Source organism: Tenacibaculum sediminilitoris (assembly GCF_964513795.1).
Taxonomy (GTDB): domain Bacteria; phylum Bacteroidota; class Bacteroidia; order Flavobacteriales; family Flavobacteriaceae; genus Polaribacter; species Polaribacter sediminilitoris.
The window spans coordinates 195993-216776 of record NZ_CAZEQR010000022.1 but is presented as its reverse complement, the minus strand read 5'-3'; the positions used below and the strand labels follow the sequence as shown (position 1 = coordinate 216776).

The window sequence follows — 20784 nt, the reverse complement described above, 5'->3', positions numbered from 1 at the left end:
CATCCACACCAATCCTTAGGTAACAAATCACCTAAAGAATATATGCCTAGATTTGATGAAGAATTTAAATTCTTCATCAAATCTGACCTAAATAATAATTATTTGTCGAATTTTAAGGTGTCCTAAAAAGGGGAAGCCTACAGTACGAGCAGAATGCTCGCACTAGCCATTACTTTTTATTTATCAATGCTCGCGCCAGCTGGGGAACGTTTTAAGCTAATTAATCAATTAGACGAAGAAGATAAAAGTACCGTTCTTAAAATCATTGATAAAATGCTTACCAATAAAAAGTTTAAAAATTTCTTTGATAAAAATTTAGCTTCTCTTTAAAAACAAAAAACTACCTTAATTCTTACATTAAGGTAGCTCTTCTATTTTTAATTTCTCTTTGTTAACGCTTACTCGTAATCGGTACTAGCAAATGCTAGCACTAGCGATTACATGACATACTAGCGCCATCAGGGGCAGAGCAACTACTCCCATACTTTTATATACCCAACCTCTTTCCTATTTTTATCAAATTCTATTATCTTTAAAATCAATGTATCTTTTAATTGAGGCCTTTTAAGAAATACTTGGGGACCCAACAATTCACTTGATATAGAATCGAATAATTTTGCATTAGAAATAGGTAAAATATAACTTGTTTCACCTATTCTTAAACCAGTGGGAAAAGAAATTTGATATGGAAATTTACTTTTTAAAGAAGTATCTGTCTCAAACATACTTTTTTTACTGTAAGTAAATCCCTTTTCTATGTAACAATCAAATTTAAAACTATCTAAATTAGACTCAAAATTAAGTTCTTTTATCATTATTTTTCTTTCAATGGATTCTTTTATATTTCCGTGGGTAGAACGTCTGTATTTCCATTGCTCTCTCCCATCCCAACCAACATACCTATTTATACGTCCAATTATAAGATAAACTATTATTCCGATTGAAAATATTAATATAATTATTCTAATTATTTTTTTCATTTATTTAAAAGTGCCTTGGTGAAACGATTCTACCTTCAGTATATTTAAAATCATTTTTACTTCCTGTTGATTTGAAAATACTAGTATTTATAGATTTTAGAAGTCCAGTAAGTAAGTAAGATCTCCACGCATTGGGCAGGAGAAGATCAAAGCCATATCTTGTTTCTTCATACCAACTCAAACTCTCCTTACCTTTTCTGTGTGCAAAAACTCGAGCAAGAGTCTCTTGCGGTACATCAATACAAGAAACACCGAAAATTCCATATTTTTTATGAGATGCTTGATCTTTTGCAGCATCAAATGCTAAATTATCCTCAGTTACACTTGTAGTTATTCTAATATATTTATCATAATGATGCGTATGCTTCTTATTTGATTTATTAACTGCAACCATAACTTGTTCTGCAGTCATACCCGTACCTCTAAAATCGTTAACTATATATTCATTATCGCGTTGTTTATAATTTCCCAAATCTGGGTAAACACTATCTCCATAAGCACTCCCCCCTCCTTCTCCATCAGCACTCGTACCATTCATCGAAAGATACCTCCATCCGTCTTTATCATTTCCTATTAAAACAGCTCCGTGTCCCATTCTTGCTACCGCCTTACTATCAGTTAATATAATAATATCACCACCGTCTGGGTCAATAGCAACAGTAGGTCTATTTCCCATACCTAGATAAGGGCTATGGAACGATAATACCTATCCTATTATCTCTCAGGAGGAGTACTAACTAAAACTTTAGATAAGTTATTTTTTATATATTCTAATTTAAAATTATCAACTCTTGGGAAATTATAATCTAAATCTTCTAAATAATCTATAAAACCTTCATTTATACAATAATTGCAATCATCTTTCATAAAACTTATTAGATACGAAGGCCAAATATAATTTCCATCTGTATAGTAACAATCTGGAGATATTAAATTCCCCTTATTATCAACAAAATATCCCATCCAAGCAACTACTATTTCTCCTTTTTCTAAATAATCTATTATTTTTTGTCTTTTCTCTGGTATTCTTTTTTTTAAAACATCCGAGAAGGAAATTTGTTGAAATAACTTCTTATTAAACCCTTCAATAAAACCTAAAAAAATAATACTTTTTTGAAAGTCTTTCATATACACATATATTATTTGTTAAACACTTTCCATATACCTTCATCCATTATTTCATATGAACCATTATTTAATGTTCTTACAGCATTAGTTGGAGCTTTTACTGTTGATTTTAAATATCTAGATAATTGATATGCCGCTCCATCACTAAACTTCCCTGTGTGACATGACACTAATCTAATAGTTGATTTTCTTTTAATTTTATCACTTAATAACATCCTCGCCAAGTCCTTTGGACTTGTTTTAACTCCGTCTATAATAAAAAAATCATAATGACCGTGTAATAACACTTGAGAAACTCCTTCTTCTGCTTTCATTAATTTTAGATTATTTAAAGTAGCTTTATCTGAACCATAATGAAACACCTTACTACGAGTAGTTCGTTTAAACATATTTCTTGCTAACGAAGAACCCATAAAAAATTCTGCTATAGTATTATCCTCATGAATACCACCAGTTTTCATCATGTGAGCATTCATTGCATCAATTCCAGCTTGTCTTCTTGCTGGGAATGAACGTACTCCTTCTATAATTTGATTTACAGAATAAACATTTACATTATTATCATCATAAGCATTAGTATGAAATTCTCCATTCGAGTTTAGCTCCCACAAAACTCCATTACTATCGGTAGCCATTCCTAAAGCATCGGCAACACATGGCACATCCTCACCATTCTCACCCTTTATCCAACAACCTCCATCTGGGTTACCTTACTTCCTATAACCCCATACCATGTTTGATAAATTGTTTTATACTTACTGTTTGCTGCTATACTTCTTGCTAATTTTTCAGCTCCCTCTCCAACATAAAAAATTCTTCCTTTCGCTTTAGAAAGAGTTGCTAATTTTCCTGTTGGTAATGTTGAACCAATCATAAAATTAATATTACTATTCATCGCTTCTCTACGATTATTAGTTATATTAACTTCCATACCCATGCTCCTTAAATCTTGAGCAAATGAATAAGTCTGCGATAAATTATCAATCTTTGCCTGTCTGTTAGGTGAATTAACATAAACCATATTAGAGTCAAAATCATTTGTATTCCAACCACTTTCTGAATATGTCCAATTTCCACCTTGGTCACCAACATGAGTATCTCCTACTTTTGCAGCATCAGGGCATAGTTTTAACTATTTTTGAGAACCAATAAAGTTTATATCAAAAAACTAATTTGATTTTTTTAAATATTTCAATATCTCCTTTTTTGCTTTTTCTCTATAAGGTGAATTATTAAATACAAATTCATTACTTTCTAAAATTTCTCTTAATGATTTAAATCCATGATTATTTAAAAGTACAGTTCCATCTATAAATATCTTCTCAGGGACTTTATATTTTAAATCAATTATTAAATATTTTAATGCAATTAAATTTTTATGTGTACTTAAACAATTATAAACTACATTGGCCTGATAATCTCTGGAATCATTATATATATATAATAAATCTTCTTTGTTAAATTTTGAAGCCAAAATCTTTAATATTTCTAAACCACATTTTATTTGTTTTTCCTCTATATAATAGTTAATTGTTTCCACTATAGGGTCGTTAGTAAAATAATTACATTTTTTAAAAAATTCAGGATTTATACTTGCACCATTATTCAATAATTTTTTTATAAAAAATAAATCACAATCTTTATTATTCCGTATTGCAGATATTAAAGGACTAATGCATGATTTATTTTCAATATTTGGATTAGCACCTAAATTTAATAATTCTTCGAAAGCTTTTTTCTTATTATTAGCTAATGCTAAAGTAAGTAATGACACTTCATATTTTTCATCTTCAAAATCAACATTAACTTTTTTTTGCAAAATTTCTTTCCTAATAATTTTTATGTCCTCTTCTTCTATAGCTTTGGCTATATTTTCAGCGGAAGTTCCATGAAAATTAGAAAATCTATATGCTGGCTTTTCATACTTACAAGAAGTAAATATGAAAATAAACACTATAATATATATATATCTTTTCATTCAAAATTAATATTAAAAGTATCTAGGACTTTTTATTCTGCCAGCATCCTTATCTTTATTATACCCAAATGTAAAAAATATTTTCTGTACAATATTATCAATATCATGTACATCCATAATATTTAGTCTAAAATTATCTTTAAACCCTCCAACAAATACATTATTCCCCACAGGTTCAACAAGGGCAGATGCAACAGAACTCTTTTGAGCTCTATGAAGAGAAAAACCTCTAGGTATATAATTAGTTTGTTGAACACCTGGACGAAATGCTAATGGAGCTGTAGTATTAATCTTTTTTAAACTTGCCTTAGACAGCCATGCAGGATCAAATGTTATTGAACTTCTACCTGTAGCTATCGAAGAATAATTAGCAAGCCCTCCTCCTAAAGAATGTCCTACAAAAGTAAGCTCTTTTTGTTGAAGTGCTATCGATAACTTATTAGCTACTCTTAAAACTTGTGCATGCTGTTCGGAATTACCAAAAGCTTGATGAAGATTATCATCACCATCTCCTCCTCCAAAAGACCAGTCATTAGTACCTTGATAAACATAAGCATACTCTACCCTTCCATCATCTAATTCTCTTTCAAACAACATTGATTTCAAACCAGTATCAGTATCATTCATGTTAAATCCTAATTTTTTCGAGAGTTTCCACTCTCCTACTAAAGATACATTTGGATTACCATAAACATAAGATGCCATTAAAGCTGCTTCCAATGGTGTAGGATAACCACCAGTCGGGTCAATGATTATTATAGGGTTATTTCCCATTCCTTGATACGGAGTATGATGTACAGTCATTGGATCAGGGCTTAACCATCTTCCAATCCTAGCATCCCACAAACGTAACTGAAAAGCTTCCTTTCCAGTTTCAGGGTCTTTTTCTTGTCCTTGGTAGGCATAACGGTAGGGTTCACCGTTTACGATTTGTCTGTTAGGCATTGGCATCCCAAAGGGATAGTAATCAGTCCTACTTATTGCTACCGCATTTGAGCCTTGTTTTGCAATCACCGCTCGTACATTTCCTAAATGGTCGGTTAATTGGTAAACGCTTGTATTGGTTCCTTTATTGTACACTCCTAACCTACCTGCTCCGTAAATTGGCAACTCTTTTTGCTGTTCGTTTTCGTATATGGCTAAGGTGGTTCCAGAAGCATCACGTATATAATACGTAGTTTTATCAATAGCCCCTGTAGTTAAATAGCTTACCTTTTTTACTCGGTGTCCTTTATCACTGTAAAAGAACTGTACTTTTAGTTTATTGTCGTAAAATACCTTTGTAACTAAACCACTTGCGTTGTATTCGTATGTTACCTTTTCTTTTTTATTTTCCGTTAATCTACCTATACTGTCATACACATAGTTTTCTGCACTTTGGGTATCAATATCTTGTACTCCTGCATTTCCCACAGCATCAACTACATAATCTAACTGATTTTTCCCTTTTACATAATTATAACTTAACTTATCCATGGCATTATTACTATTACCATCTTTATTACGGTTTAGTGTTTTTATATTACCATTGGCATCATACGATAATCCGTATACCTTGTAATTACCATATGCATTTGGAGTAATAGCCCCTGTACTATTAGCTACCCCAAAATTTGCCTCTTGTAGCCAATTATTTTTGTTATAACTAAATACTTGTGAAGCTTGTGTACTTCCTTCTTCATTAGACCAACGTGTTGCTTTGATGTTCCCATTGTATTGGTTATTAGCTTCAAAACCTGTTGCTACCGTTACAGGTGTAGGCGTATTGGTACGGGTGTAATCTCCGTTATAATAATCTATTGCAAAACCAAATAAATCACCGGCTATTCCATTAGTTCCGTCTTTTCCTGGATCTAGAGAACTACTTCTCGATGGGTGATTAATTGCCTTTAATTGACCGTTTAAATTATAGATATAGTCAATTCCTTGTACATTTTCTGCTACTTCAACACGCTTTAAGGCTCCCGTTTCGTAATATTTGTATTTTGCTTGCTCCATAAACGTATTATTATCAGTAGAAGTTTCTACTTTATACAATTCTCCTGCAATATTATAGGTGTATTTATGAGCAAATAATTCATTTGCTTTGTGCTTTTGGTACAACACCTTAGTTACCTGTCCTTTCGCAAAATCATATTCATAATCAATCGTTTTTACTCCTAAACCATCAATATCTTGTATCATCCAAGTAACTCTACCATACGCGTCATAGCTATACCAAGTAGTAGTGGTACTAGGACTATCAGTGTATGTTTTTGCTACATTACCCGCTACAAATGTCTGTTTGTATGCCTCTGCCGGTAATCCAGCATTGGTTACAACTGTTTGTAAATTACTATCAGCTACGTCATATACAGTAAAATGTTGTTCTTTTTTGGTTCCTGAAAAAGAAGTGATATCTGGGTTTAAGGTAGTATACGTTCCTATTGCTACCCCACTTTCTACTGGTCTTCCAAAACTATCATAATTGGTATATGAAAATTCACCATCTAGTACTTGCTGCTCATTTTGTGAAAATCGTATTTGACCATCTTTACGGTATTTAAACACTGCTTCTCCTTCATCTGGACTTGATGTACTTTGTAATTGTCCTAAGGTATTGTATGTAAATGTACTTGCTACTTTTTTACTTATTGGCTGTGTACTCTTTACTAAACGATTTGCTTTGTCGTAATAGTTTAAACTATAATCGTAGTAATTAACATTGTACTTAACTGCAATTGAATTTTGAGGGTCTAATAATTCTGCTTTTCCAGATGAATTAATTTTAACTTTTGTATCGTACTGCTTATGTAAATCTGTTAATTCTTGGATCCTATAAAAACCACTGCCTAATGGTAAATTCTGTAATTGAGTGTCAGAAAAAATTATTTCTTCCGTCATTAAATCAAAAACTCTTACTCTTACATTTTCAAGTATTGGTGGGCCATCATAGTTTGGGTCGGTAGACTGTACCTCCACTTTTCCTATAATTTCAACACTACCACATCCTTTAGGAATATGAATATCTACATAGCCTTGTTCGTTAATTGGAGATATTACCGTTTTAACATTCTTTTGACCATCTTCATTTCCACTTCTAGCAGCAGCCAATACATTCCCTTCATTATCAGTAAATACAACACTTTCTACACCATGAACATCTCTTATAACAGTTTTTTTTCCGTTTAAAAATACCGGTTTTCCTAATGGGCAGTTATAAGCGTCCATATCATTTAACCAAATTAATTCCTCTAATTCAGTACTAGCTCCTCCTGGTGGTGGCAAAAGTTGTTCCTCTCCACCACTACTTTCAAACTCAAAGCCTCCTCCTCCAGAAGACACATTATGAGGTTCTTTTGAGATAACTTTATAATACCCCATTTGACTTCCAAGTGTAATCTTATAAATGTACCCTACAGACAATGTGTAATTTTCTGCCAAACGCTTATCTGAGTATACCGATCCCATTCCATTACAATTACTTTCATCCACCTCTTGTAAATCATAAGTGTAATATACATCACTAGTACCATAGTATGCTTTCCCATTACTATTTTTAGTAATAACTAACTCTCTTTCTGGGAAGTAACCTGGTTCAAATTCATAAAAAAGCTCTTGAGTCATGGGTATAACAAAAGAATAGCTTTGCAACCATTCTTTTGGGCTAGATACAGTTTTCTGTATTTTATTTCCTCCTAAAGTTTTTAAAGGTATACCAGGTCTTAATGTACTATATATAACTTTACTATACGGATGTGCTGTAATGTCTTGGTATTTTTCAGAAGTATTACTTTCACTGTAATACCATCCTAAGGTGTTTTCTTGGTCACCTATAATACCTACAGCTGTATTATCCTTTATACTCTCTATTTGTGCTTTTGATAAATTGCCACCAGTCGTTGTGGTTATAAAGTTATTTTTATATCCATACTGTGTACCAACAGGAGCACTTAAAGTAGAAAATGTTGTTTTTCCAAAGGCATCATATCGTACTTCATTTGTCCAAATTTTACCAGTTTTAATATCTAAAGTGTGGCTTTGGGTAGCTTTACCTAGTGTATTAAAGTAAGCCACACCACTTGAAGTTAGGTTACCTGATAAATCATAAGAACTACTAGATATCCAATTTAGCGCCTCATTTTCCATGTATGGTACTCCTTTAACCACATCATAAATATTTTCTGGAACAATTCGTGCAATAAAAGGTGTTAATCCCGTAGCACTAAACCCAGGTAATAGTGTTATACTATTAGTGGCTTCTACTGTTCTTGAAGTTGTTTCAGGTGAGCTTAATGTTTTATCTGATTCTATTTCTTGTGAAAATAGAAAACCGCTATTGATTAAAAAACCAATCAACATTAATATTTGTATATACTTTTTCATATAATTATGTCTTTTCTTATTAATTATATATTATTTAGGTTCTTCTAATACTGGACCGTCTCCCATACTACCTCCACAAGGTCCTGTAGCACTATTTACAGTTTTTACTTTTCCAGAAACATTGTCTGTAATTGTACATGAAATTTGATAATATTCATTTGCTGAACAACTTGTACAAACATAGTAATCTGAATTTCCTGTATAAGTACTTACTACATTATCATTGTAGTCTATCTTTTTCCACACATATGTAAAAGAACCACTACCTCCAGCAATTGTTACTTTAAAGGTGGTGCAAGCTTTATGGCCAACGTCTACAAAATCTGTAATTTTAATAAGAGGGAAGAACGTATCCTCCGTCAAACTTATATTTACTGTAGCTGTGTTGCTTGTTTTAGCAGGTGTACCGTTATCTTTTATTGAATAAGTGAAACTATCTTGCCCATAAAAATTCGCTTTAGGTGTATAAACAATTTTATTATTGCTTATGGCTACTGCTCCATAACTTGGAGGTGACACTATTCTGTCTACTGTTAATACATCTAATGAATTAAGATCATAATCATTTGCTAACACATCTAATGTTAATGCTTCATTTGTTACTATCTTAAATTGATAATTGTCGGACATAGCTGTAGGTGCATCATTAACATATACAACTCCATCCTCTTCACAGCAACCACACATTCCTGAGTTAGTTGGTGCGTTTTTATACCTATATCGGTATTCTTTTAATAATTTGAAACCTCCAGTATTTGTTTCCTGATTTAGAACTTCTTTGAAGGTCTTACATAATCTACCAGCCTTATCATATTTAAATTCAGTTGCCAAGTTATTAGCATCTAAAATAAAGCGCAGTTCATCTGTATTCTTATCATACACATAGCTATTCATAGTTGATGCAATAGGGTGTATTCTAAAATCATCTACAATTTCTCCTTTAGAGGAATTATTATTAATAAGATAGAGTTCTAAATTTGAATTATCGATCACAGTAATTATATGATTTACTAAAGTCCAATCTCCTGCTTTCACTTTTTCTTGTGAAGCTATATTTTGAGTTCCATATACTAAACTTGAATTAGGCACGTCTTCTTCTTCCCTGTCTGGAGTATACAACCAGTACGAAACTTTATAAGCTCCTGGTCTAAACTTTTTTCCTAATAAAGTAGAGCCGTTTCTAGAATCAATTGTAAGCTTAAATGCTTTGGATGTTGTACCCACGACTACTGCAGATTCTCCTGTATGAGCTGTGTCACTTAACTGCGTATTTTCAAATACAAACTCACTTTCCTTTCCTCTTGAATCATACTCTTCTAAACCAGAATAGTACATTTCTGTATATTGAGCATTTCCTCCTGCTATAGTTTTACTAAAATTAGTATCCATTTTAGAGGACGCGTAATTACCATTTATATCTTTCGCCTCAATTGGTAATGAAAAATGCGTGTAACGAGTTATTTCCGATACTTCTTCCCATTCTGCATTTATTTGTGTAGCTCCTATACCCCAATTAAAAGAATTTTGGTTTAGAAATTTACCATATGTTCCATGCTCATCTACCGTTCCTTTCCAAATAAAGTTTTTATGCTTACGCCATATTTTCTCATTTGACGAAGTTGGCATTAATTCTTCTCCATATATATCTCTATAAATCCATTCATTATTCCATGTAGTTACTGATGCATTGGTCGTTTTCCATACGTTTGGTGATACTTCTACTGCCGTAACATTCATTGCCTCTTGTGTTAGCATATTCTTATTTAATGGATTTTCAATTTTAGACCCCATTTCAGAATAAAATGTATAAGCTGGATACTTAGTTTCTCTAACTTTTGTTCCATCTGCTTTAGTCTTTTGGATTTCTGTATATGTCCCTAAGTAAGCATCTGGTTTAAAGTACTCTACTGTTGATTTTGCTCCTAATGCATAGTTATCTATTTTATTTAAAGCATGAACTTTCTCAGATTTTGAAGACAAAGTCAAATATCTTCCTTTCAAAATACCCAAGGAATGATCTTTAATATTCCCTTCATTATCAGTACTAAAATCAAATACTGATTTCATAGATGTAAATGTCTCACTAACCTCTCCTGTTCTTTCCTTATAGAAATTTTCAGTTTTATTTAACAATTGATCATACTCATTAAATTCCTCTGTAGAAATTAACTGTCCAATTTTAGAAAGATTCTTCTTTATATTTATTTTTTTTGCAGTAACACCACTCTGTGACATGTTGACCTCTTCTACTTTTCCTTCAAATATAGGCTGCCCATCTTTGTCTTTCATTACTATATTAGGGTCAAATATATCCCAAACTGGTTGTAACGTATAGTAATGATAACGCATCTTGGTGTTTAATTTTTTTATCCCTTTTTCCTTACCATAAGCTTTCATCGTGACCCATTCATACATTACTCCAGGACCTGGTAACTCATTTTGATATGGAACAAACACCTCCCCTTTTACTGGGTTAAAAGATGTTATACCAGATGTTTTACCTGTTGAAGGATCATTATAATCATACTCGGTAATATATTCATTATTCTGTTCATCTTTAACAACTATTTCCTTAACTCTAAGTCCTCCTCCACTACTACCTGGCACAATTTTATTGGCTAACAACCTATAAACTAAATTATAATGGTCTCCATCTAAATCTCCTGGACACTGATTTCTAATTAAATTATTATCTTTAGCATAAGTAGAATACTTACCATAAGGGCAATCCTCTGTAGGAACATCATTTGACATTGATTCACAAGTAAAATATGATGTAGTGTATCTACCCACATCATCAAACCACCAATTTAGAGGTAAATTAGGAGTTCTATCTCCATAAACTCCAACAGTATTTGTACTATTCAATAATGCTTCTCCTGTGTCTAAAACGTCTAGTGTCATAACCTGAACACCATTAGAATTATATTTTATATCTTCTACAGTAACAATATCATCTGCTCTTATATCGATTGCTCCTCTTGCATTATCACTCCAATCAGCAAAATCATCTTCCTCATCCATATAACACAAATATAGATCAAGAAATACCCTTTCTCCTTTTTCAAAAAAATCATTAAAATCCTTTACTTTTGCTAAATCTGAGATATTAGCATGGTTTTGAATTTGAACTTTAAATCTATTAGATGATACTTTTGAAACCTTAAAAGCTAAATTTTTACTCCAATGCCTTCTTGAAAACGCTTCGATTTTAAAGTCATCCTCTTCATATTTTATATCGATTGTACTTCCTTGTGGATTTTTTATGCTAGCTAAACTCCAAGCATCAATTTTATTTATTCCTTTTCCATCTTTTCCATTAATAAAGCCCCAATTATCGACGTTGGCTCTTTCTATTTCTTTTTTTGTTAAATCAATTTCATCTCTTTTATAAACAACTCCTCCAGTTGCTTCACTTCCTCCTTTATAATAAGAAAACTTATATGGAGGCAAATAATCATATAATTGGTGTTCTTTGGCTCCTTTAAACATCCCCCTACCATAGGTTGCGATTTCTTTTAAAGTTAACCTTCCTTTATTTGGGTTATTTGGGTGATCAGAACTAGGAGTATTATATGCTAAAGAATAGTCATAATTAAACTTAATTACCTTAAAAGCATTTTCATAATCAAAGTTTATAAAATCATCAATATCTATAATTTTATTACTTTGATGTAATTTATGAACCTTTGCGTTTCCTCCTAAATTAGATTCAAAAAAACTATTTACTTCATACTGATTATTTAATTCTTTAACTTCTAAACCTTTGAATGCTTTTTGTGAAGCATTTGATGATACATTTAAAGCTTCATCATTTTTGGTTAAAACAATCTTGTCTAATTTTAATTGATATTCTTTTTCATACCTTGCATATTCTCTAACTGGAGTAGGCCCTTCCAAAACATCATTAAAATCACTTGAATCAATACCTATATTATTATTCCAAAGAGAAGTACTTGTTGTTGGGTAAAAAATATAAGGAGCATTTGTACCTATGGCATCATATCTTATATCCTTTACAAAATATGCTATTCTTTCTCTAGAAACTATTTTATCTAAATAATAAAGATCCTTTCTTCCTTGCATAAAATGACCTGGGTCTGATTTTTCAACTTCATTATCTACATACGTTGAATAATGTTTTGCTGTACCTTTTTGTGTGTACATCTTAGTATCATATGGACTTCTCCATGTATAAGCGCTTGACCATTGCCCATGATCCAATCGAACCCAGTATCCTAAATCATCTTTATCTGGAAATTTATTACCATTATCAACATAATCTGGTCCAGTAATAGCTGTAAGCAGCCAATGAGTTGCATAAGGAGTAGCTTCTCGTTTACTTTGTGAGTTATATGGGCTTCTCCAGTCTGCGTCTTCAAATTTTAAAAAATTATGTTGAATTTGTTCATATTGATAGACTGGTTGAGAAAAATGATATGTTTTACCATCAGGTGTCGTTATTTTATAAGCTCCTATTCCTTTAGGTTGATAACCTAAACTATATCTTGAAATTTTATTTCCATTTTCATTAAAAGATGAAGATGGATGAATAATGTTTGCTCCATTATCAATTTGCTCATTACTAAACACTTCTATAAAAGATCCTGCTTTAGGTCTACTTTGAATTTTATTCCCATAATTATTAATAAAATCTCCAAGTGTCAAATCACTTGAACCTGTAGCATTGATAAAATTTCCTTTTCCTACAATAGCATTTTCTGTAATTTGACCATCAAAAGAAAAATAGAGGTTATTGTTTATTGATTTTGTTGACCTTAAAGTATTATAAGAATTATGATAAAAAACTTTAGCTTTTTTGTTGTATTCAAATGTTGATCCTCCATCATATCCTTCACCAATAATTACAGAATTTTCTCCAATAATAGGCCTTAAACTACCTGAAACACCAGTTGCATTTATATTATAAGAATCATAACCTGCGAAAGTGAAATTCAGTTTTTCGATTTGTTTTCTGTAATCTGAAATAAACTCCTCCTCTGTTTGTGGTATTATTTGCTCATAAGCATCTCCTATTCTATTTCTTTTTTGATAATCTTTAAAAACATTATCTGGTGCTAACTCTCCTAAACTGTTATTAAATCCTGCATAATCACTATATAAGTCTTCCGAATTTAAGTATAAACTACCGTATGCAAATTTATTATACGCCTTTCTTAATTTTATATCTACTTTTTGATACCCAAAACCAAAGCTTAAAATACCTATATTAATAGGTATGTAAATCCCTTTAGTATTAATACTAAAGTCTCCAGCTGAAAAGCTACCCATATTCATACTCCCAGACCCTCCTAAAGCATTACTCCCACTTACACCATTGTTCCCTCCGATAGAAAAAGCTCCACCTATTCCTTGACCAGATATTGAAACTCCCATGCTTGTAGAAAGCCCTTTAGATTGAGAAGACAACCCTGCTGTTGCTGAAAAACCTCCTTTATTACTCACTGATAATGAGCCTCCAAAGCCTACTCCTGAGCTAAGAGCCTCTTCTGAAATTTTATCAAAAGCACCTTTAAAGCCTAAAGATTTTGTTAATGTTGAAGCACTTAAAGAAGCTCCTACTCTACCATTTGTATCTGCACTTACACTTACTATACCTATTGAAGCAGAAACTGAACCTGAGAGAGATTTATTTGGTCCCCAAGATAAACCTACTCCTACCGATGCTGCTTTACCTATACCTACTCCAACATCAACAGAATAACTTTTTGTAGTACCATGCAGGTAAGTTATATTCAACCTCCTTCCATTTTTCCAATCGTCTGGTGTTGCTACCACTCCTCTTGCTATACTTCCTGTGTTTATATTCCATCCTAGCCCCGTCCATGAAGCTTCCATTTCCATAGGGATACCCGCATGATATGATAAAGTAATAGGAAATCCATCTACTTCTAATAGTGGTAATACATAAGCCATATCCCCTGAAGATAAATTCACCATATCAGTAGCGTTAACAGGTTCAAACCCTGAAGCTTCTGGTGCATTAGGTCCGTTGTTATTTGCATACAATCCATTGTATGGAAATAGTGTGCTTAAAAAATTCAGCAAGAAAAAGATCGCAATGGTTCTTCTGGTTTGTTTGTTCTTTATCATATTCGGTAGTTTTTCTAAACTTTAATTCTTTGATACTTTTCTTAGATTTCTCATATTCATTCGAAATGACTAATCAAGAAATTTGTTTTTTAATAAAACTCTATTGTTGGTTCGTTCTTTATAATTTTGGTAGGTACTTTAAACTTTACTTCTCCTGTATAGGTTCCTAAATCTCCTATGGTGAGGTTTAAGTATTCTTCTTGTAAATATTTTTCTTCTCTAGGATATACAAATAGCATTGTGGTGGCTCTGCTCATTCCATACATTCTAGGGTATACGTAATCCAATAAGTCTAAGGTATCTTTCTTTGGTGTAAACACATGTACTTTCTTATCCATTCCAAAAGCTAACTCATTTACCATAGCGCCAAATTCTTGTCGGTTTCTTGGGGTAGTACTTAGTAGTTCTTTATTGTCTCTTGACATTGACAACGTAAAGTAAATATAGCGACTGTACTTTTCTCTTAGTTTCACTACCTTTTCTGAAGTTATTTCATCACCTAATTCTTGATCTACTAACAAGTCTGTAGGTTTGTATAGCAACGAAAAATCATAGCCATTTACATTTTTCTCTTGTAAATAGTTATGATCTTTGTCTTGTAAGTACTTCCACATCTCTTCCTTTGTTTCAAAGGTTTTAGATGTACAACTACTTATTAATATAAGTACTAGTAGTAAATAAATACGATTCATAGCAAAATAGTATAGTTTTCTCCCCCTAGCTTCTTACTTTCCTTCGAAGTCTGAGTTTAACCCCAACAATACTTCTTCTGTTAAATCAGCGCTTTTATCGGCGTACATTATATTTCCTGAACCACTGGCTCCAAAAATAACTTTGTACCCTTTTTCCTTCCCAAATTCTTTTACATAGTCATTAATATCGTTTACTACTGTTTGGGTTGACTTTTTATCTTCTTCTTGAATTTGCTTTTGAATAGCTTGTTGATAATTGTTTATTTGCTGTTGTTTGTTTCCTAACAATTCTTGTTTCAACTTTAACTCTTTAGCTGAATACCCTGAACGTTCTTTTTCGTACAATTTTAATTCTTTTTGCCAGTCAGTTACCAAACTATCTACATTCGATTTTAAGACCTTTGCTTTCTTTTCAAATTCAGCACGAACTACCTTGGTTCTTTTATAACCGTCTAATAATTTATTTACATCTACATACACCAAGTCAGAGGTGTTTTGTGAATAAAAAAAAGTAAATAATGACAATATTAAAGCCAAAGAGGCTAAACCTATAGCAATTTTTTTCATAGTATTTTATTTGTTTTCTTATAAATCCGCAGCAAAAATAATATTTTCTTATAGTTATACAACTATTTTTTTATTTTGTTTTTACTTTTTGTAAATAAATTTTCAAGAACAACTCAAAAGTATTTTTTCTGTAATTTTTATTTTTTTTGAAAGTTATTGAGGTAACTTCTCCTAATCGTTGGTTCTCTAAATAATGTAAAAACTTTAACAATCCTGTAAAACTACCTTTGGTTTCAATAATATACGTTTCTTTAATTTGCTTTGACTCAAACTTATGTGGTGAACTTAAAGATGTAAGCTTTAAGCTAGAATTATCTTGAGTGTACTTTGTTATTTTATTTAACAACAACTGTTGAAACGAAGCATTTACTTGTAAATCATTTGCTTTTAAAATTGAATCTAAAAACCTATTCTCTTGTAACAGTGTGTTTATTTGTTGGTCTGCATTTTTTGCATCTTGTAATCGCTGTTGCCCTTTCCTATACTCTTTTTTTAATTGAACCGTCTTTTGTATTGTTAGTGGATAACTTATTAAAAGCACCACTACAAAGCCTACAGCTAAGAGTATTAGGTTTCTATTTGAGTTATTCTTTTTCATTAGTAATTGTAATAAATAACGTAAAAGAGTTTTTTCGGGCTGTTTTGTTTTCTAAATCATTTACAATCACATCATCAATCCATTTTATTTTTGCTAAATCATCAACCCATTTTGATATTTCATAACTATCAATAGCTTCTCCTTCTATGACAAAAACATCTTCCTCATATAAAATTTCTTTTTCTTTTTTTATACTTTTTTGAAGTGGTTGAAAGGTTATTTCTTTTAACAATATGTTGTCAGGTACTCTTAAAGAAATTTCATCTACATACCATGAAATTTTTGATTCTAACACCGAGTTAAAATTATTAATTATAGCTGCTTTATCTTCTGTTTTAACTTTAAGTTCTTCAATAAAATTTTTATTATCTTTTAATAACGATAACTCACTCTCTACTTTTTGAATTTCAGTATTATAATGACTAAAGAAAAAAAAGTTTATTAAAAAAAGAACCAAAAGAAAAATTAATGAAATTAGCAATCCTTTAGAAAACATTCTTTTTTTTACAAACTCCTCTTTTAAAGCTTTCACACAAGTTTCCTTATTAGCTTCAATGGAGGTTAACACATTAAAAAAAGAATCTAAAATTGCAGAAAAAGCAAGTAAATTTCTGCTTGATAGTTCCACCCCGTTTACATCATATTTTTCATTAGACTCTTTATAGTCTTCAATACTTAAAAACTCTTCTCCTTTAAAAGTAATTTTTGAATTGGAAGTATAAATTGTTTCTTTTGATATGTATGAAGATATGTTTTTTACGATTCCGTTTCCTAAATAAAAAGCTACGATGTTTATTTTGGTCCCTACAAAAAGCGCTAGTACTTTATTTATATAGTCTTTTCTAGCAATAGAAACTAAACCTTTTTCTTCTCCTTTATAGACTTCATAAAAAAAATCGTCTGTACTTATGTTAGGGAAGACTGACTGGATTACTTCATTTTTTCTACCTAATAAAGAGGTTAATGAAACCAATTTTGTAATTACGTTTTTATTATTAAACACAATACAAGTAGGTAACAATGTATCTTTAATAAATGTTAACAGTTCATCTACTTTTATAAATGAAGTGCTTTCTATAACAGCAAGTTCATTCTTCTTTTTATGTAGCTTCAAATAATTTATACACTCACTACCATCAGCATCGAATGTAAATTCAATAGCTGCGTAAATAGTACCATATTTTAAACTATTATATTTCATTTACTTAATAACAGTGGGTCTTATTAATACCGATAGTCTAGATTTAGAAGCAGTTCGTGTTCTTTTACTAAATAACCATTTTATTATAGGAATCCTTGCTAAAAAAGGAATTCCTGAACCAGAGTCATTTTTTACATTTTCTTCCAAACCTCCTAATATAACAACCTCTTGATCTTTAACTCTAATGGTTGACGTAAATTCTCTTGAGTTCATACCCGGAGGAGCCTCAGGATCAATACGCTCACCATTAAAATTAGATTGTAGCACATTTACACTCAACGTTATTTGTTCATCTCCTGCGACTAAAGGTCTAATTGAAATTGAAAGGTTTGCTTCTATCGGGTAATAATTTTTTATTTCTGTTGTTTGAGGGTTTTGAGACCCTATAACATCTCTTCTTGTTACGGCATAATACGATGTTACTCCATTAGAAAGCGTTGCATTATGTCCGTTAAGAGTTGATAACTTTGGAGTTGATTTAATTTTTACATTTCCGTTAGATTCCATTGCGTGAATACGTGCATAAAAATTAGGGGTTACTTTTCCTACATTTAATGTTCCAAACCCATTAAAACCTCCTATTATTTTATTAATAGTTGCAGCTCCTAACGTTATATCTGTCGATGAAAATAGTTGACCACCATCTTTTACTGTGTTTTCTGCCAACCCAAATTCGACCCCAGCACTTAATGTATTGGTTTTACTTACTTCTAAAATCATTACTTCTATTAAAATAACAGGTACTGGCTTGTCTATCCTTTTTATAAATTCTTTAAATTTTTCTATTTTTTGTTGATCTCCTGTTACGACAAAGGCATTGTGTTCGATGTCTGTTGAAATTTCTAAATCTTTCTTTAACTCTTCTGGTAGAATATTTACTAACGCCTCCGATTTGGATTGATGTTGACTAAAAGGTTGACTCCTAGTTGTACTTATTCTTTGTTGTTGATAAGAGTTATTACCAACTCTCGACTGTTGATTATTAAAGTTTTGGTTTCCGTTAAAAGAGGAGTTGTTGTTATTGTTATATAAGTTATTTTGAGAAAAACCTGAATTACCTTCAAAATTTGACCTACTTCTACTTTGCATTGGTTGGTTCATTACTTCAATTGACCTATGCATTAATGGAATAATCTCTGAGTTTCTTAAAGACGCTTGCTCTCTTTTTCCAAAAAAGTATATTTCGTTTTCAACTTTAAATGTATACTCAGTATCTTCTAAAACTTTTTCAAGTAAATTATCAAAAGTAATTTCATTTGCTTTTACTGAGGCTGTTCCAATATTGACTAGCGGCACATTTGTAAAACTATTTATATTTAATTCGTATCCAATGTCTTTGATAATAGACTCAATGGCAACGTTTTCAAAATCTACCTCTAATTTTTTATCAATAGAGTCTAAAACTTTAAAATAAAAGTTTGTATTTCTGTACCTAGCTGGTTTCTGTTTTTTTTGAGTTGTTTGTCCTCTCCTACCATTAGAAATGGTAATATTCTCTTCTACACCTTCAAATAAATAATAATTATCTTTAGTTTTAGTTACCCTAAGGTTGTTAGAAAATGCTAGTTTATCAACAGCACTTTCAAATGATTTTTCTTTAATGTAACCTGATATTTTTTGATGTCCTAAACCTGGTGAAAAAACCATGTTTTTCCCAGTTATATCTGTAATTTTTTTAAAAGCTATCGCTAGGGTATCATTTTGTAAGTCTATTGTAAAAAGATCTTTATTCTTGTCATAGGTTACAGGAATATTTCTCGGAGTATACTTTTTTACTTCTTCTTTTTTTTGAGGAATCTTGCTAAAAGAAATGATATTTCCAGTTAAATCTATCGTTAAATTATACTCCTTACACAAATACAACAACACATCTATAACTTTTGCATTAGAAAACGAATGTGTTAAGTTTATATCTTTTATTTGGGTGTCAACACTAATATTAACTTCGCTATTTTTTCCTACCGACCTAATAAAGGTAGGTAATTGAGTTTCACTAATGTTAAAATCTACAGGTTTTAATAATCCTGGTACACTAACCGCTAACTGATTGAGTTCTTCTCTTAACTCCAAAATTCGTTTATCTTCAATATTGTTTTGCGAAAAAACAACTCCAGACAAGACGAAGAATACTATAAAACTAATTCTTTTAATCACAAGTCTTCTTTTTAGTTCTTAAGAATAGCAGTCATTTTCTTTTCTAACTCCTCTATTCTATTGGTTTTATCCTTTAAATTTTTATTTTCTTCTTCTAGTTTTTTTAGTCTACTTTCTTGTTGCAATGTATACAGTGTTAACTCCTCTATTTTTTGAAGTAACTTTTTATTCATCTCTCCTAACTTCACTCCGTTCTTTTCTACTTCTTTAGCGCTCGGAATATTTTCTAAATGGCCTTTCTCTTTAATATGCTTTGCCACTTCTTGTAACGTTGGCAAGTTGTATTCTTTTTTAAAAACATAATCGGGCCAACCAGTTAAATCTACTTTTACTTCTTTTGAGTGGATTATTCCATTTACCGCTAATTTTACATCTGGATTTATAGTACCTATACCAACATTACCTGAAGAAGTAATTACCATTTTTTCAGTACCTGGAGTACCATTATATCCTGTATAAAAGCGGTGATTGTATTGACTAAAATAATCTAAGTCTCTATTACTAATTCCAAAACCAAAATAATTATTATCTCCCCCTTTCCATAGAGTAATTTTATTTGGGGAAGTACTTGGGTCTGAATAAGAATTATCAAAAACCAAGTTATTTGCATTAAGAGATTTCACATTCCAATCAATATCGCTCTTATTTGCATTAGCGGATGTATAAAATGTTTCCCAATTACTCCATCCTTGATTATGATACTTACCTAATCGTATTTTTGGCGCATTTCCATCATACGATTCTCCATATGGAAAATATAATTGAAATACACCTCCATCTTGTGTAACTGAATACGTCCCTCCTGCCAAAACCGTTCCATATGAGGGAAACCCATTTGCTGCGTTAACAAAAGATAATTGAAGCTTCTTTGAAAATGTTTTTGGTTCATCTGTACTATTCCAAATATAATTTCCTAAAGCGGTTAATTCAGTAGTTTGAGAATACAGGGTGGTTGATAATATTGAAATTATTATAAAAATATACTTTTTCATATTTGTTCTTTTTTT

General features: G+C 31.4%; 15 protein-coding genes. 1 reads left to right on the top strand and 14 read right to left on the bottom strand.

What is annotated here, in order from left to right:
• Positions 1-153 precede the first annotated feature (153 nt).
• A complete protein-coding gene (locus ACKTSW_RS07990; protein WP_408024749.1) occupies positions 154-330 on the top strand; it encodes a hypothetical protein in 177 nt (58 codons plus the stop codon).
• 143 nt (positions 331-473) lie between these two features.
• On the opposite strand, the gene ACKTSW_RS07985 is transcribed toward ACKTSW_RS07990, so the two are convergent.
• The 14 genes from ACKTSW_RS07985 to ACKTSW_RS07920 form a co-directional block, all read right to left on the bottom strand.
• Positions 474-980, bottom strand: coding sequence for a hypothetical protein (locus tag ACKTSW_RS07985; protein ID WP_408024748.1), 507 nt, complete (start codon positions 978-980; stop codon positions 474-476).
• 4 nt (positions 981-984) lie between these two features.
• Positions 985-1656: a hypothetical protein gene (locus ACKTSW_RS07980; protein WP_408024747.1), complete on the bottom strand. Its 672-nt coding sequence runs from the start codon at positions 1654-1656 to the stop codon at positions 985-987.
• A gap of 38 nt (positions 1657-1694) precedes the next feature.
• Positions 1695-2108, bottom strand: a complete 414-nt coding sequence (locus tag ACKTSW_RS07975; RefSeq protein WP_408024746.1) for a hypothetical protein — start codon at positions 2106-2108, stop codon at positions 1695-1697.
• 11 nt (positions 2109-2119) lie between these two features.
• On the bottom strand, positions 2120-2770 hold the full coding sequence (locus ACKTSW_RS07970; RefSeq protein ID WP_408024745.1) for a hypothetical protein: 651 nt from the start codon (positions 2768-2770) through the stop codon (positions 2120-2122).
• 20 nt (positions 2771-2790) lie between these two features.
• Entirely contained in the window at positions 2791-3039 is a 249-nt protein-coding gene (locus tag ACKTSW_RS07965) for a hypothetical protein (protein WP_408024744.1), read from the bottom strand.
• A gap of 237 nt (positions 3040-3276) precedes the next feature.
• Positions 3277-4086: a hypothetical protein gene (locus tag ACKTSW_RS07960; RefSeq protein WP_408024743.1), complete on the bottom strand. Its 810-nt coding sequence runs from the start codon at positions 4084-4086 to the stop codon at positions 3277-3279.
• A gap of 12 nt (positions 4087-4098) precedes the next feature.
• Positions 4099-8451: an RHS repeat domain-containing protein gene (locus tag ACKTSW_RS07955; RefSeq protein WP_408024742.1), complete on the bottom strand. Its 4353-nt coding sequence runs from the start codon at positions 8449-8451 to the stop codon at positions 4099-4101.
• A 30-nt stretch (positions 8452-8481) separates the two neighbouring features.
• Positions 8482-14565: an Ig-like domain-containing protein gene (locus ACKTSW_RS07950; protein WP_408024741.1), complete on the bottom strand. Its 6084-nt coding sequence runs from the start codon at positions 14563-14565 to the stop codon at positions 8482-8484.
• Positions 14566-14654: 89 nt separating this feature from the next.
• Complete coding sequence (locus ACKTSW_RS07945) at positions 14655-15257, bottom strand: hypothetical protein (RefSeq protein WP_408024740.1); 603 nt, start codon at positions 15255-15257, stop codon at positions 14655-14657.
• 33 nt (positions 15258-15290) lie between these two features.
• Positions 15291-15824, bottom strand: coding sequence for an OmpH family outer membrane protein (locus ACKTSW_RS07940; RefSeq protein WP_408024739.1), 534 nt, complete (start codon positions 15822-15824; stop codon positions 15291-15293).
• Positions 15825-15894: 70 nt separating this feature from the next.
• Entirely contained in the window at positions 15895-16422 is a 528-nt protein-coding gene (locus ACKTSW_RS07935) for a hypothetical protein (protein WP_408024738.1), read from the bottom strand.
• Complete coding sequence (locus ACKTSW_RS07930; protein WP_408024737.1) at positions 16409-17623, bottom strand: hypothetical protein; 1215 nt, start codon at positions 17621-17623, stop codon at positions 16409-16411. Before ACKTSW_RS07930 ends, ACKTSW_RS07935 begins: the two co-directional genes overlap by 14 nt.
• On the bottom strand, positions 17624-19777 hold the full coding sequence (locus tag ACKTSW_RS07925; RefSeq protein ID WP_408024736.1) for a type II secretion system protein GspD: 2154 nt from the start codon (positions 19775-19777) through the stop codon (positions 17624-17626).
• Positions 19778-19788: 11 nt separating this feature from the next.
• Positions 19789-20769: a hypothetical protein gene (locus ACKTSW_RS07920; protein ID WP_408024735.1), complete on the bottom strand. Its 981-nt coding sequence runs from the start codon at positions 20767-20769 to the stop codon at positions 19789-19791.
• Between the last annotated feature and the right edge of the window lie 15 nt (positions 20770-20784).

Coding starts and splice junctions, on each gene's coding strand:
- ACKTSW_RS07960 (WP_408024743.1), bottom strand. CDS start 4,086: ATGAAAAGATATATATATATTATAGTGTTTATTTTCATATTTACTTCT.
- ACKTSW_RS07965 (WP_408024744.1), bottom strand. CDS start 3,039: ATGGAAGTTAATATAACTAATAATCGTAGAGAAGCGATGAATAGTAAT.
- ACKTSW_RS07945 (WP_408024740.1), bottom strand. CDS start 15,257: ATGAATCGTATTTATTTACTACTAGTACTTATATTAATAAGTAGTTGT.
- ACKTSW_RS07940 (WP_408024739.1), bottom strand. CDS start 15,824: ATGAAAAAAATTGCTATAGGTTTAGCCTCTTTGGCTTTAATATTGTCA.
- ACKTSW_RS07980 (WP_408024747.1), bottom strand. CDS start 1,656: ATGGGAAATAGACCTACTGTTGCTATTGACCCAGACGGTGGTGATATT.
- ACKTSW_RS07975 (WP_408024746.1), bottom strand. CDS start 2,108: ATGAAAGACTTTCAAAAAAGTATTATTTTTTTAGGTTTTATTGAAGGG.
- ACKTSW_RS07935 (WP_408024738.1), bottom strand. CDS start 16,422: ATGAAAAAGAATAACTCAAATAGAAACCTAATACTCTTAGCTGTAGGC.
- ACKTSW_RS07955 (WP_408024742.1), bottom strand. CDS start 8,451: ATGAAAAAGTATATACAAATATTAATGTTGATTGGTTTTTTAATCAAT.
- ACKTSW_RS07930 (WP_408024737.1), bottom strand. CDS start 17,623: ATGAAATATAATAGTTTAAAATATGGTACTATTTACGCAGCTATTGAA.
- ACKTSW_RS07985 (WP_408024748.1), bottom strand. CDS start 980: ATGAAAAAAATAATTAGAATAATTATATTAATATTTTCAATCGGAATA.
- ACKTSW_RS07950 (WP_408024741.1), bottom strand. CDS start 14,565: ATGATAAAGAACAAACAAACCAGAAGAACCATTGCGATCTTTTTCTTG.
- ACKTSW_RS07920 (WP_408024735.1), bottom strand. CDS start 20,769: ATGAAAAAGTATATTTTTATAATAATTTCAATATTATCAACCACCCTG.
- ACKTSW_RS07990 (WP_408024749.1), top strand. CDS start 154: ATGCTCGCACTAGCCATTACTTTTTATTTATCAATGCTCGCGCCAGCT.